16 protein-coding genes are annotated in these 13,555 nt (G+C 59.5%); 5 read left to right on the forward strand and 11 right to left on the reverse strand.

Going from position 1 to position 13,555, the window contains the following annotated elements; all coding sequences use genetic code 11:
- Nucleotides 1–16: 16 nt before the first annotated feature.
- Together ACDC67_RS06770 and ACDC67_RS06775 are read right to left on the reverse strand one after the other, a co-directional pair.
- Nucleotides 17–487 (reverse strand): hypothetical protein, encoded by a 471-nt coding sequence (locus tag ACDC67_RS06770; RefSeq protein ID WP_376691717.1) that lies wholly within the window; start codon nt 485–487, stop codon nt 17–19.
- 24 nt (nt 488–511) lie between these two features.
- Nucleotides 512–787 carry an ElaB/YgaM/YqjD family protein gene (locus tag ACDC67_RS06775; RefSeq protein ID WP_376691718.1) on the reverse strand — a complete coding sequence of 92 codons (276 nt, stop codon included), beginning with the start codon at nt 785–787 and terminating at the stop codon, nt 512–514.
- Nucleotides 788–915: 128 nt separating this feature from the next.
- Here ACDC67_RS06775 and ACDC67_RS06780 point away from each other — a divergent pair, with 128 nt between their 5' ends.
- The 3 genes from ACDC67_RS06780 to ACDC67_RS06790 all read left to right on the forward strand — a co-directional run bounded on the left by ACDC67_RS06780 (nt 916) and on the right by ACDC67_RS06790 (nt 3,308).
- Complete coding sequence (locus ACDC67_RS06780; RefSeq protein ID WP_376691719.1) at nt 916–1,509, forward strand: exopolysaccharide biosynthesis protein; 594 nt, start codon at nt 916–918, stop codon at nt 1,507–1,509.
- Nucleotides 1,510–1,647: 138 nt separating this feature from the next.
- On the forward strand, nt 1,648–2,367 hold the full coding sequence (locus ACDC67_RS06785; RefSeq protein ID WP_376691720.1) for a Crp/Fnr family transcriptional regulator: 720 nt from the start codon (nt 1,648–1,650) through the stop codon (nt 2,365–2,367).
- 164 nt (nt 2,368–2,531) lie between these two features.
- Nucleotides 2,532–3,308: a Crp/Fnr family transcriptional regulator gene (locus tag ACDC67_RS06790; protein ID WP_376691722.1), complete on the forward strand. Its 777-nt coding sequence runs from the start codon at nt 2,532–2,534 to the stop codon at nt 3,306–3,308.
- A 36-nt stretch (nt 3,309–3,344) separates the two neighbouring features.
- Here the strand turns inward: ACDC67_RS06790 and ACDC67_RS06795 are convergent, their stop codons facing one another.
- The 4 genes from ACDC67_RS06795 to ACDC67_RS06810 all read right to left on the reverse strand — a co-directional run bounded on the left by ACDC67_RS06795 (nt 3,345) and on the right by ACDC67_RS06810 (nt 7,588).
- Nucleotides 3,345–3,986 (reverse strand): type III secretion system effector protein, encoded by a 642-nt coding sequence (locus ACDC67_RS06795; RefSeq protein WP_376691723.1) that lies wholly within the window; start codon nt 3,984–3,986, stop codon nt 3,345–3,347.
- A gap of 286 nt (nt 3,987–4,272) precedes the next feature.
- Nucleotides 4,273–5,646, reverse strand: coding sequence for an ice-binding family protein (locus tag ACDC67_RS06800; RefSeq protein WP_376691724.1), 1,374 nt, complete (start codon nt 5,644–5,646; stop codon nt 4,273–4,275).
- A gap of 200 nt (nt 5,647–5,846) precedes the next feature.
- Nucleotides 5,847–5,999 carry a DUF3096 domain-containing protein gene (locus tag ACDC67_RS06805; protein WP_376691726.1) on the reverse strand — a complete coding sequence of 51 codons (153 nt, stop codon included), beginning with the start codon at nt 5,997–5,999 and terminating at the stop codon, nt 5,847–5,849.
- 137 nt (nt 6,000–6,136) lie between these two features.
- A complete protein-coding gene (locus ACDC67_RS06810) occupies nt 6,137–7,588 on the reverse strand; it encodes a M48 family metalloprotease (protein ID WP_376691728.1) in 1,452 nt (483 codons plus the stop codon).
- A gap of 364 nt (nt 7,589–7,952) precedes the next feature.
- On the opposite strand from ACDC67_RS06810, the gene ACDC67_RS06815 reads away from it, so the two are divergent.
- Nucleotides 7,953–8,297, forward strand: coding sequence for a hypothetical protein (locus ACDC67_RS06815; protein WP_376691729.1), 345 nt, complete (start codon nt 7,953–7,955; stop codon nt 8,295–8,297).
- 291 nt (nt 8,298–8,588) lie between these two features.
- On the opposite strand, the gene ACDC67_RS06820 is transcribed toward ACDC67_RS06815, so the two are convergent.
- From ACDC67_RS06820 to ACDC67_RS06835, 4 genes are all read right to left on the reverse strand, one after another.
- Nucleotides 8,589–8,738, reverse strand: coding sequence for a lmo0937 family membrane protein (locus ACDC67_RS06820; protein ID WP_376691731.1), 150 nt, complete (start codon nt 8,736–8,738; stop codon nt 8,589–8,591).
- A 51-nt stretch (nt 8,739–8,789) separates the two neighbouring features.
- Entirely contained in the window at nt 8,790–9,050 is a 261-nt protein-coding gene (locus ACDC67_RS06825; protein WP_376691733.1) for a hypothetical protein, read from the reverse strand.
- Nucleotides 9,051–9,257: 207 nt separating this feature from the next.
- On the reverse strand, nt 9,258–9,821 hold the full coding sequence (locus ACDC67_RS06830; protein ID WP_376691734.1) for a PRC-barrel domain-containing protein: 564 nt from the start codon (nt 9,819–9,821) through the stop codon (nt 9,258–9,260).
- A gap of 186 nt (nt 9,822–10,007) precedes the next feature.
- Nucleotides 10,008–11,300 (reverse strand): cation:proton antiporter, encoded by a 1,293-nt coding sequence (locus ACDC67_RS06835; protein ID WP_376691736.1) that lies wholly within the window; start codon nt 11,298–11,300, stop codon nt 10,008–10,010.
- A gap of 502 nt (nt 11,301–11,802) precedes the next feature.
- Here ACDC67_RS06835 and ACDC67_RS06840 point away from each other — a divergent pair.
- A complete protein-coding gene (locus ACDC67_RS06840; RefSeq protein WP_376691737.1) occupies nt 11,803–12,198 on the forward strand; it encodes a hypothetical protein in 396 nt (131 codons plus the stop codon).
- Between the two features lie 73 nt (nt 12,199–12,271).
- On the opposite strand, the gene ACDC67_RS06845 is transcribed toward ACDC67_RS06840, so the two are convergent.
- Nucleotides 12,272–13,414, reverse strand: a complete 1,143-nt coding sequence (locus ACDC67_RS06845; RefSeq protein ID WP_376691739.1) for an acyl-CoA desaturase — start codon at nt 13,412–13,414, stop codon at nt 12,272–12,274.
- Nucleotides 13,415–13,555 lie beyond the last annotated feature (141 nt).

The following is a 13,555-nucleotide window of genomic DNA, read 5'->3' on the forward strand; positions in this document are numbered from 1 at the left end:
GGAAGCGAGCGGGGGGTTAGTGGTGGTCTTCCCCACGTCCGGAGCGACGCACGTTCTCCGATTCGGAGTAGCGCGCGTAGAGATCGAACAACACCCGGCGAAACTGCTCGCTGTAGCCGGCGGCCACGCCGAGGGCCAGCGTGGTGATGGCAGCCTTCTCCGGATTGCCCTGGATCCAGCGGGCGAGCACGGGGTCGGCATGCTCGCGCAGGAGTTTCTCGAAATCCTCGCCGTAGGCTTCGTGCCCGGGGCGCGGGCGCGAAGGCTTCGCCGACGCGTTGGCGATCCTGGCGATCAAAAGTACGAGCGCGATCAGAACGATGCCGGCTGCGGCGGTCACCAGCGCAGCCAGCGACGGGGGGAGCATCTCCAGCATGGCGAAATAGCAGGCAACGCCCAGGAAGGCGAATACGCACAGCGCGGCAGGCACGACGATCGCCGCCACGAGAACCCCCGTCTCCATGCGCTTTTTCAACTGCGAAAGCATTCGGCTCAGCCCTTGCGCCGTGGCCTAGCGATCGAGCAGCTTGCCGAGGATGAACCCGATCCCGAGCGCGACCGCGATGCTGGTCATCGGTCGCTCTTCGATTTCATGTTCGAAGGCGCCCCAGGTCTCTCGCACCTGATCACGCGAACGGTCCGCCGCGGCATGCAGGCGGTTACGACCCTCGTCGGAGACGGAGTGCGCTAACTTGGAGACCGTCTGTCCGATACCGGAGAGCTCTTTTTTCAATTCCGCGAACTCTTCCTTGAGTTCCTGAAGTTCCTTGTCAGCAGTCGTCGCCATGGATCCTCCTGTTTTGCCTGGATTTTTGAGACACTAGGGTATAGACATTAACACAATCCGAGGTAACCACCCCGCGAGGCGTTTGCTTCGATCCATGCCATCGTCGAGGAATCGGCCCAGGTACCGCCATGCCCCAGGAGATCAACAAGCTCGAAGACCTGATCGAGCAGCTGCGTTCGATCAGCCACGAAACCGATCCGGTCGAACTGCACGTGATACTCCAGCAGGTCGAGCAGCGCTCCTTCGGCGCCATCCTCATCGTCGCCGGGATCATCGTGCTCGCACCGCTCGTCGGCGACATCCCCGGCGTACCGACGCTCGTCGCAGTGCTCGTGGTACTGACCTCCGTTCAGATCCTGGCGGGGCGCAGCTACTTCTGGCTGCCGCAGTTTTTGCTTCGGCGATCCATCGCGCACCGCCACCTGCAGGGCGCCCTGAACTTCATGCTGCGCCCGGCGCGCTTTACCGACCGGTTCCTGTTTCACCGCCTGGCGTTTTTCACCGGCAACTTCTTCACCCTGGTCGTTGCGGTCGCCGCACTGGGCGTCGGCCTGGCCATGCCGCTGCTCGAGTTCATCCCGTTCTCGGCCAACCTGGCCGGCATTGCCCTGTTCACCTTCGGCGCCGCCCTGGTCGTGCGCGACGGCCTGTTCGCCTTGATCTCGCTCGTGCTGACCGCCGCGGTTTTCGGGCTCGTCGGGCACTGGATCCTGAGCGCGTGACCAGGTTGCGGCGGGCCCGATTTTGCGTCCTTCAAGGGCGAATTCCGTGTGCATCGGGCTACAATGTTCGCTACCGCACATACATGCTCGTGCGATTCGATGAATACTGGGGAGTTGGGTTTCAACGGGGAGGGAGATATGACGACTGAGACCGGACCGGAGAGAAACGAACTACTCGCGCTTTTGCCTCAGAAAATCAAGAATCGGATATTCCCGCAGCTGCGCGAAATCGAACTGCCGCTGGGCAAGGAAATCTACGCCGCCGGGCAGGATGTGCAGTACGTCTATTTCCCGGCCGACTGCATTATCTCCCTGCTCTACGTCATGCTCGATGGTCACTCGGCCGAGATCTCGGTCGTGGGCCGCGAGGGCATCGTCGGTATTGCCGTGTTCATGGGCGGGGACAGCACACCCAGCCGTGCTGTCGTGCAAAGCGCCGGCACCGCCTACCGGTTGCCGGCCTCCAGCCTCAAGCATGAGTTCCACAACGATGCCGCCATGCGCATGCTGATGTTGCGCTACACCCAGGCGCTGATCACCCAGATGGCCCAGACCGCAGTCTGCAATCGGCACCATTCCATCGACCAGCAGCTGGCCCGCTGGCTGCTGCTGTCGCTCGATCGGCTGCCGACCAGCGAGCTGTCCATGACCCAGGAGTTGATCGCCAACATGCTCGGCGTCCGCCGCGAAGGGGTGACCGAAGCGGCCGGCAAGCTCCAGAAGCTGGGCGTCATCAACTACCAGCGCGGGCGAATCAACGTTCTCGACCGGCCCAAGCTCGAAGGACTCAGCTGCGAGTGCTACGCCGTGGTCAAGAGCGAAACCGACCGCCTGGCCGCGTACGCCAAGCACCTTTAGTGGGCACGAAGCGCTCGGTAGTGGCAGCGCCTCCGCGTGTGTGCGATTCATGCCACTTTCGGGCGACACGGCTGATCAACGATCGTTGAGCCCGACGAGTTCCGGAACGTGCCTTGGCGAACAGACAGTCAAGGTCATGGCAGCGAGCATGGGATCACGCAAGCATGCTGCAACACCCGCCCATCCGGCGGGTGACGGCCCCTTGCTTGAGAAAGCCTTTGCCCATGCCACATCAATCGCCTGCGACAAATCAACTGATCGACGGCCTACCTGCTTCAGACGCCGCGTCACTGCTGGCCGAGTGTCATTCTGTCGATCTCGAGTTCGACCATGAACTCAACGATTCGAGTGCGCCAATCTCCAGAGTCCTTTTTCCCACCACGGTCATCATTTCCGTTACCGCCAAGGTCAGCGACCACGGTCCACTGGAAATGGGCATGATCGGATACGAGGGCATGCTGGGCGCTTCGCTGGCCCTTGGCATCGAACGCCACCCCATGCGGGCGGTTGTCCAGGGAGACGGCATTGCACTGGAGATGACGTCGACAAGCTTCAAACGCCATCTCGAAGACAGCCCGGCGCTCAAACAAGCAATCCATGGCTACTTGTTCGTGTGCGCTGAGCAACTGGCCCAGACAGCCACCTGCAATGCCTTTCACGAAGTCGCGGCCCGATTGGCCCGCTGGCTACTGATGATGGACGACCGCGCCCGCGGCCAACCCCTGACGTTGACTCACCTGTTCCTGGCGGACATGCTCGGCGTTCGGCGAAGCGCAGTCACCATTGCGGCCGGACAAATGCAGGACAAGAAGATGATCAGCTACAGTCGCGGGCACATCCAGGTGCTCTCGCGCTCAGGCCTGGAGTCCGTGGCTTGCGAGTGCTATCCCGCAGCCATCACGTCGTATGAGCGCCAGTTCGGTTCCGATCAAGGCACTTGAGCGGGGCTCCGGGTCGCGTTCGAAAAATGGGCATGGTCAGTCTTGAACCGGGGCTCGCGGCGGAACGACGAGGCCACTGGGCGCAACTTTTCCGTCGGCGTTCGACGCCGGCGAACGCCGGCGACAATACGGTGAGTGCTCACAAACCTCGGCGCCGAAAGCATGCGCCACAGCATCCGCCCAATGATCATCGGCCCAACGCGGATCACCATAGTAGTGACCGATGGCGTGCGCCATCTCATGCGCCATGACGTAGTAGTAGCGCCCATGCAGCCAGGGTTCGGGCCATTTGCCCGAATAGATGCGGTCATGATTGATGCTGATGTACGGCCCCTGACCTTCCGGACAAGATTGATAGGGACAGGTTATGCCCCAGTGGCGAGATTCCTCGAGGCTACGCAGACCCTGGCCGTCACACAGCTTTCGCCATTGGCCGCCGTACCACCATGGCGTGAACCACGCCCGGGCATGATCCGGGCCGAAGTGGTCGCGCGTGTATTGCCAGACCGCATTTGCTGCCGCCCAACAACGCTGCCGGGGCACATCGTGGGGAAACTGCCCGGCCGCCCGGACCAGGTTGTGCTCCATATAGGGCCGAGCCGGAAAATCATGATCGGCATGGGCTGCTGAAACCACCCAGAAAAGCACCACCAGCAAACCGAAAGATCGCGAGCTCACGCCCCTGAAACCTCCTCTCCTGGCCTCGAAGCAGCCACCCCAAGCCAATGGCCACTGTAGCCACATCGTCCGCCTCATTGGGCGGCGGCGTCAAGGTTTCTGAGTGACGCACGGGCGCAGGGAACTTCTGGATAGCCCGTCGCGCCCGTGCGAGCAATTCAGAGGCTCCATAAACGAGATGAGGATCAGTATTTGATACTGGCGTCGAGACCAGTATCCGGCGAACAGAATCAAGAAAGGCCCTGGCCGCGAGAACGGCCAGGGCTTTCCATTTGAATTGCGACTGCTACCTTGGATTCAGGTTGAATTGCCGCATGGAGATTGCGGCGATTGCTACCATCAGCAGGACAAACAGCGCAATCCCGCCCTGTGAAAAGGTCGGTACGCCGAGGGCATCCCTCGAGTTGGTAAATGTGCACGTTACGCTCTCGCCCGCTTCGAGGCTGATGGCGGAGGGTGGCGAGCCATCATCGCAGGTGGCGCTGTCAAGCTGCCAGCCCGCCGGGACTGTTTCATTCACGGCATAGGTTCCGGGCGGTCGGGTCTCCACGACAAACTCACCGTGCATCAGGCTGAAGTTGCCGAGATCACCGCTGAAGTTGAACGAATCACCTGTATCGGATGGCGTGGCCTGCTTGAGTATGGTGATCGATCCATCGGGGGCCCCGTCTTGCGTGTTGAGGAACACACAGGTTACCGTTTCCCCGGCGTCGAGCGCGAAGTCGGCAGTCGCCGCTCCGAGGTCGCCGGTGCTGTCTGCGTCACTGCAGGTGATGTCTGTCACCTGCCACCCGGCCGGGACGGATTCGGTCGCGCTGTAGTTGCCCGCCGCCAGATTGTCGACGACGATCTGCTCGCCGTCGGTCAGAACGCCGAGGGCATCACCAGTAAAGCTGAAGGTCTGGGAACTGCCTTGCGGATTCGTCCGCTTTTCAACAATGATGGTCCCAGTGCCGGGCTCGCCGCATGCCTGGGGAACGGCAATCGCATTGTTGTCGGTGGTGACCGTCGAACCGAATGCCAGCGCCCGCCCTTCAAGCGATGCCGAATCGCCCAATGTAATGCTCAGGCCGGCGGCCGTACCGCGGAATATAGTGCCTACAAACGAAGCGTTGGCGCCGATCGTCGTGCCACCGCTTGGCGTCCAGAAGACAGAGTCCGAGCAAGCTCCATTGGCGGTTACGACACTTGAATTCGCTCCCGAACTCAGCGCGCCGTCGGGCCTGAAAATATAGACGCCGTCGCCGCTCAGGGTTACCGTTCCCCCGGTGGTTATGCTCATGGCGCCGGTGCTCGAGTAGCAGCCGGGCGGAAATTCCCCCGGCGTCCCGCCGCCGATGCTGACCGTATCCAGCGCCACCGCGGCACCGAGCGAGGTGCAAGACTGAGCGTCCAGTTCGGATCGGGCTGCGTCCTGGTCGATGCCGACCTGGGCAGGACACGGCGTCTGCTGTGATCCGTTGACCGTGGGGGCAACGACGGGGCCGGTCGTGAAACAGACGTCCCCGTCGACGACCGTTCCCGGGGTGGTATTGGTGAAAGTCTCGGATACGATCGCAAAGGGACTGGTAGCGCCAAGATTCGGAGCCGTCTGGGTCAACGCCGGGACGGCAAAGAACAGCAACGCCGCGCCAGCAAACACCCGAACGGCACGAGACATTCGCAAGGGAGGCCACTGAAAGCCCGGAGTAATTGTCGCGAAGTGCCGCGAATGAGTGGCACAGAGTCTGGTTATCATCGGGAATCCTTATTGCTGCATTGCATTCGACAGATTGTCGAAAAATCAGGGTAGCGCCGGAGCAGGCGCGTGTCTGTGTGATACCGCACACAGGTCCAGCGCGCCGCGGAGCGGCCCAGGGTTCAGAACCGGATATCGACCATTCCAAACAGCCCGATCAGGCCGACGACAATCAGGTAAATGGCAACGATCATGCTGAGCAGGCGAGGCATGATCAGGATCAGAATACCGGCAATGAGCGATATCAGGGGAGTGAGAGTCATGGGCAAATTCATGTCTTTCCTCTAGTTCGGGAAGCGGGAGGAGGTACCGGGCGACGACGGCCGTATGCCGACCAGTCTGCCGACAGGTAGCCAAGACGCCGGTGCAATCGGTCGCAAATGCAGGGGCGTGCGTGCAGCGGACATCACGGCTAGCGCTCCCGTATCACTCGTTTCAGACGGGATTCTGCCGGAATGAGCACTTCGGATCCGGAAAGCTGATTGATCAAGGCGAGGCGTTCAATATCGATAGCCGACGGAAATCTCATATTGAACGACTCAAGTGTAGTGGCCTGGGGTACGCGCACGATGGCGATGCGGTCCGGCTGCCTGGCCAGTGCCCTGCGATCGGTCAGCCTTGCGAAACTGCCGATGGTTTTTCGGAAGGCAGAGTCGTAGTGGTCCAGCTGATCAGGGGGCGCAAATGCAAGAAGGCGGTAAACATGCTCACCATAAGCGATGAAGGCCGCCATTCCGCCGAGCTGACCGCTTTTTGTCTGGGCCTGGAAGCGGGCTTGTATGGCATCCAGCCCGTTGATTGCCCCCCGATTCGGGTTGCTGGCTGACAGACCTTCCTGACCAAAGAATTTCTCGGCGGCAGCCGACACGGAACCCGAGATCAGGGTCAACTGCACTACCGCGTCCTTGTCGGGACTACCGGCCAATACCACCTGTGCCAGGTTCTGAGTCTGCCAGCCCTCGGGAAAGCTGATTCTGAATGCCAGGTCTGGATGCATGAATCGATTTTCCTCGAAGTATCCCTGTCGAGGATTGGTTCCGAAAACCATGCCGTCGATCCGGGCCAGGTAGTCGTCTCGGCCGATGCGCGTGCCGCCCAGCGGCTGATCCAGCGTGCCCAGTCGCTTTTCGATGCGGCGGATTCTTTCGGCCGGATCGGGGTGACTCGCCAGCCAATTGGGAAGCGGGCTGCTACCGGCGAGTCGACCGGAACCTTGTAGCGAGGTGAACACGTTGGGCATTTCACGTACGTCGTAGCCGTGACTCAATGCGTACTTAAATCCCAGATCGTCGGCCTGTCGCTCCGCATCGCGCCCGTAACTCAGGAACAGCAATGACAATCCACCCGCAGCTGCTTCGCTGAACTCTGCCAGTTCGGGACTGAGAATACTGCCGACACCCAAGCCAATTTGCGCAACCTGCGAGCGGGTCATCATTGCAACCGAATGCCGTGCAGTGACGTGTCCGATCTCATGGCCAAGAACACTTGCAAGCTCGGCCTCGCTTCCCATCAGCCCCATCAAGCCCCGCGTAATGAAGATATAGCCTCCGGGGAAGGCGAAAGCATTCGGCGTGGGATCATCGATGACATTGAAAGACCAGGGCAGGCTGGGACGCTCGGAATTTTCTGCCAGGCTCATTCCCAGTTCCTGAACGTAGCCCTGAAGCTGCGCATCGTCGACCACGCCGACGGATTGACGCACGCTTTCGGCACCCTGCGCACCCATGGCGATTTCCTGCCTCTCGCTGACCAGGACGAACTCACGGTCGCCGCTGACCGGATTCACGGCGCATCCCTGCAGCATGAAGACTGAGGCTAAGGCAGCAAGTATCGTGGCGACCCGGCGTGGTCGAATATTCATCATACGGCGCCCTCAGGCAGCAATGACTCGGTTGATTTGAAAGACAGCTTGCTACCCGCCGTCAGGAATGTCGGTACGCTGCCGCACGCAATGCGGCGTCGATAGCCGTGTCTGCGAGGTGTTGCGCTGGGCCGGGCGACCCACGGGCATTGCGATGCCATACCATGCGGCATGCAACTGTTCGCTGACGAACAGACACCCCACCCGGTAGGACAGAAGCTGAAAAAGCGACAGTTCTGTCGACTGATGCAGGATGACTTGCAGTAGATCGAAGCTCGATCATTCATGCCTTGCGTCTTATTCCCACCATGCGCCGCCGAAGGCGCCTTGGCTTTCGGTGCCCCATCGGGCAAGGAGAAGTTCAGACATGACGACCCACACAATGAATGGCCACAACTTTCTAGCAAGCCAGGCCCAACCAGGAATTCTCAGGGGCCCCGCATGGATTCAGATCGCAAAAACCACTCGAGCACAGTGGCGACTTCAGAAACAGCCGGAAAAATACAGCTGTCTGGAAAGCCCGGATCCCCGAGATCAGCTTCAGGCGGCCCTGAAACAGATCGAAAGCCTCCTGCAGGAAAATGCACAACTCATTCGGACTGCACTCGTACTCGAACATGCCTTGAGTGACGCCCTTTCCATACTCCACAAGAATGGATCAAACGACCGCTCTGAAGAAAACCTTCTGACGTCGACGGATGCCCCCCCGTAATGCATGGAAAAGGGAAAGGCCGAAACAAAAAATTGCCTTGAAGTGACCGCCTGGCACTGATTGGCCATCTACTAACGCGGTCACCAATCAGCAGACATTCAGAGCTCCGGAGCCGGTCACCGGCTGCGTTCCGCTCGCTTGGAATAGGCCCACAAGCCGTACCGTCGCGGCAGGCGTGGCACTTCCTTGGGAGCTGGAGAAGTACAGCAATGGAGCGAGCCGGGAGGGGGCGACGCCCTGCCAGGGGCGCCGACAGCCAAGCCTGAATTCACGTTCGGAATACGGCAATCCCTATATGGCCCGACGTCCTCTAAGCAGCTGGAAGACGACCATGATGACTGCAAGCACGATCAGAACGTGAACGAGGCCACCCAGGGTGGTTCCGGAGACCAGCCCAAGCGCCCAAAGTACGACAAGAATAACGGCAATTGTAAATAGCATGATTTATGTTCCTTGCATGTTGTAACTGCATTTGAGTCATGTTGGTGCGCTCTAGCGTGCGCGCAGGATGCGGCTGAGAAGATAGCCTCCAACGAATGCAATGCCGACCGAAGTCGCTGGATTCTCTCGTACATAACCACGCCCGCTGGCGCGCCACTTCTTCTGTAGATTGTTCATCTGGCGACTCTTTCCGGAAAGGCTGTCCGTTGCGTAGTTGGTCGCGTCGGCAGCCCAATCCACGGCTTCATGAGCGCCGGATGCTATGCTGTCCACCTTCGGATGCGATACGTCGTCTTTTTCATTTGCCTTCATGGCGATGCTCCTGCTAATTCAGTTATTTGGATACGAGCCCGATTTCCTCAGGTAGCGAGCGTGCAAAACCCAAGAAAAGCCTCGGTCAAGGCGAGTTGCCATCTAACCACTCAGGTCGTGACCCGGGATTAGAGTTGGCCGAAACCGAGGATGCCAGTACTACCGCCGATGGCCGGCGGTAGCGGGCTGTTTTAAATCTAATCCAGGCTACTTGCGGGCGAATGTCGGTGCCTCGACAAGGCTGACGCTCGAGACATCGACTGACAGAGTGATGTTCTCGCCGTCGACTTTTCTATCGACTTCGTTCCAGGCGATGGCGAGATCCTTTTTCCCCAGACCCATGACGCCGCCCGTACTGATGATCACGGCTCCGATCTGACCGTTCTCGTCGATCAGGAGCTCGTTGACTGTGCCGACCACCTTGTTATCTCGTCTGTTCATGACGTCATGGCCGATAAGATTGCTGGAGAAGTAGTCGTCGGCAGGCTTGCTTGCCAGGTAGCTGAAGTCGACGACGGCAACTTTGGCATCACCGGAAGCCATGGACTCGTGTTCGGCCTGAGCTTCGCGCGCCGAATGCATGCGTCGCTCCGAATTCATTGCTGCCTGTTTAGAGCCCTTCTCGGCATGACTACTCTCGGCACTGACGCTCGTGGTCTCAGGGGCACAAGGGCAATCGCAGCTCTGATTGTCGGCTGATGCAACGGAACTACCCATTGCGAATGCCGGAAGGAGCACGGCTGCGTACTTGATTGACGTGAACTTGTTCATTTGTATTCTCCAAGGGTTCCCCGCGTAACCAGAATGTCACCGGGACATCATCACTGGCATTAGCGTGATTCGCAGCCAGGAGTGGTCACCATTGTCGGAACAATGGATACTTCAGTCTGTTCGCTGCGACACCCTTGTCTTGAAAGAGTCGACCTGCACGTTGCCTGCAACCAGGAGGGGCAATCGCTAACGCCGGGTATCCCGCGAACGCCAGAAACGCGCAATGGCTGGCTTGACGGTAACTCCGTGGACCAATATGGACAGAGCAACCGTCACCAGGGTCAGATGCAGCAGCTCCAGCGCCAGTTCTTCAGGTAACCCGTGCTGAATGGCGTACATCAAGTAATACACAGAGCCGATACCACGTACACCAAACCAGCCCGCAAGGTTGCGCACGCTCATGGATGTCTTGCTGCCCAATAAACCCAGGTGGACGCTCACTGGACGAGCAATGAAGAAAAGGAAAGCTGCGAAACCGACAGCTCGAAGGCTCCAGGAGTCCCAGAAAAGCGATCCGCCAATCAGCAGAACAAGCACGATTTCCGACAGCCGCTCGAGGTGTTCGTTGAACTCGAGCGAACTCTCACTTACGTGTACCTGGCTATTTTCCGGGGGCTGCTTTCTTGTTTCATGATTCTGGAGTAGCAGTGATTCGTTCTCGCGAAGGGCCAGTCTCACTTCGGTGTGACGCAAGGCAACCGCTGCACTGAATACGCCTAGGAAGCCCCAGGCTTCCACCAACAGACAGAGACCGTAGACCAGAGCAATCAGCCCCAGGCCAAGAAAACTTTCCAGAAAGGCGCTGCTCACGAACATCGTTCGCAACCGATACACGAGCAGGCCGATAGCCGCGCCGGCCAGGATCCCGATTCCTACACCGGCACCGCTGGCCCAGAGAATGTCCATGACGATCCATCTTCCACCCGCCTCCCCCAGGTCATGCAGCCCCAGCAAACCCAGCCCGAGCATGACAAAGGGAAACGCGCTACCGTCATTGATCCCTGCCTCGCAGGTCAATGCAAAACGAAGACGATCGGGGTCATCCGCATGGCGGACCTGGACTTCGGTTGCCAGCACCGGATCCGTCGGCGCAACTACGGCTCCGAGGAGCACAGCGGCCCCAAGCGGCAATCCAAGCCAATAGTGCCCAAACAGCGTCACCAGGCCAACCGTGATGGCCATCGACACAACGGCCAGTTGCAAGGGGCTGCGCCAACGCCTGTAGACGATCGGCACCGGCATTTTCACACCGGCGCAGTACAGAGAGACGAGCACCGCCAACTCGGTCAGCAACTCAAGGAGCGCAGATTCCTTCAGCGGGTTGAAGTGAAAAAGCCCCAGGCCCATGGGACCGACAAGGGAACCCACGATGAGGTAAATAATGGCCGAGGTTATTGGCACGGCCTTGATATAGGAAAACGTAAAGCCGACCACCAACAGGAGCAGGCCAATCAGCATGAACCAGGTTGCGGTTGTCATTGACTATGGAACCTCTGAACAACTCTTTGCGGACCGCACGAAGAAACCCCATGACCAACCTTGCCAGGTCTGTACGACAACGAACGCCACGTTCTTCGTTTGCCATCCGGTGCGCCAGCGTAAAGAGTACAGGCAACAACCCGCTTGCTCTTGAAGCCGTGCGCTCAGCTCGAGCGCCACAACAGGACAGCAGACATATTCAGCCAATTCAGGAGTTTTCTCAAGTTGCAAATGCCTAAGGACTGGTGGTATCGGCCCTGGGCATTACCTTCCTGGCCGCTTGTTCCGCGGCGCCTCTATCAATGAAGCGCCGTTCTTTTGCTTCGCTCGCAGTGCGCGGGTTCCGACACTGCAATCCCGAGGCCGCCCGACAGACTCCCACGGGACGCAGCGCAGGCCGACTGCAAACTTCCACTGTTCCCTAGCGCACCGACCCGGGACACCCCCAAGATGCAGAATTGACGCCATGAGCACAGTGACGTCGACTTCAAGGACATCAGGAATGAAGGACCCTCTCCTTTTCAGCCTGGCGCTGATTCTGCTGCTGGCTTCGCCCGCGCTGGGATTGCTCGCGGCAGCTGTCGCGACCTGGCAGGCGCAGCTGGCCGGCTCGGTCCTGTACATGCCGCTGGGACTGGTACTGGTTCTTGCGCTGATCGCAGTCATACAAAGTCACAAGCCACTGGATGTTCTGCTGTTTGGCTCGCTGGTACTCGGGACGATCGGCTGGTTTATTGCCGATGCGCACCAGCAAGCTCACATCAGTGGCATCGTCCTGGATCTCTCGACCCGAGTGAATTTCATGCCTGGCTTGATAGTGGCTTCGCTCCTGACCGCTGCCTTGCTATTCACGACGCTCCGGATCCGAAAGGTGAAGACACCGCCCCACCGGGACTAGCGGACAAGACTGCAGACCGTGGTGGCGTTGTGAGATAGAAAGTCAAGCGATTCAATCCGCCGCCTTTGGCTCCTCAGGCGGGCCCCGGGTGCGTGGCATGCCACTGCTTCTGCAGGTCAGCGAGGCGACGGGCCTGGGCCTTGAGACGTTCGTCAAGTTCCCGGAAGCGGGTACTGAAGGCACGCTTCTGCCAGCGATCACCCAAGGCGGCAGCACCGGCCTTGACACGCTCTGCCTGGACGCCCCGCCACTGGGCGATGGTGTCCCTGAACTGTTGGTACTCGCGCTCAATGACCTGGGCCCAGGTCTCAGCCGCGTCCGCCGAGGCCAGCTCTTTCTCCAGCTCTCGAAACTGCATTCGTATGCGTGCTCGCTGCACCTTGAAATCCGGCGTACGGTTGAGCCGCCCGGCCAGTCCCAACCCGGAGCAGCTAGCGATCAGCCACTTGCCTGGATCGAAGTGCCACCAGCGCTGGCCATTTCGATAATCCGCCTGAAAGGCATGATGAAAGTTGTGATAGCCCTCGCCCCATGTCAGCAGCGCAAGCCAGCCGTTGTCGCGCGAGGTGTTGTCATTGCTGTAGTCGCGCCTGCCCCAGGCATGCGCAAGCGAGTTGATGAAGAAGGTGCAATGCTGGCTGAAGACCAGTCTGACGGCCCCGGCAAGCAGGACCATCCCGATGATGTCACCTACCAACAAGCCCAGGGCACAGGGAACCCCCAGGTTGAGTGCCCAGGTCAACGGCCAGTAATACTTGTGTTGCCACTTCAACAGCGGATCACGCTCGAGATCCCAGACCTGTTCGAAGTCGACCTCACTGGAACGCCAGTGACGCAACATCCAACCGATGTGAGCATGCCAGAAGCTCTTGCGGATCGAGTGCGGATCACGCTCTACGTCATCAACAAAGCGATGATGCACTCTGTGTCGCGCGCACCACACCAGGACCGAATTCTGCAAGGAGAATGTACCGAAGATAACGAAGAAAAGCTTGAGGGGCCATGCAGCCTGGTAGCTTCGGTGTGACCACAACCGATGGTAGCCAGCGGTAATCGAAAGCCCACTGAACAGCCAGATCAGGCCGGCTGTCAACCATGCCCAGCCACTGAAACCCACGAAAAGTCCCCACAGGGGCGCTGCCACCAGCGCCAGCAGGTGAACGGTGAAAAAATAGATCAAATTGGCTGTGGCCTGCGGCGGCTTTTGGATATTCATGACTTCGGCCTCCTCAGCACGTTATCGCTGTAGTGGCCATTACATCACGGCATGGGGCAGCTACTCTGTTCGGTAGGAAACATAAACCAGGAACCCCCTGGCGGGGCTTCAACCCAGTCTTTAGCTTTCGAGACGGGTTCG

Origin of the sequence: Wenzhouxiangella indolica (assembly GCF_042310355.1) — a bacterium.
Classification (GTDB): Bacteria; Pseudomonadota; Gammaproteobacteria; order Xanthomonadales; family Wenzhouxiangellaceae; genus Wenzhouxiangella.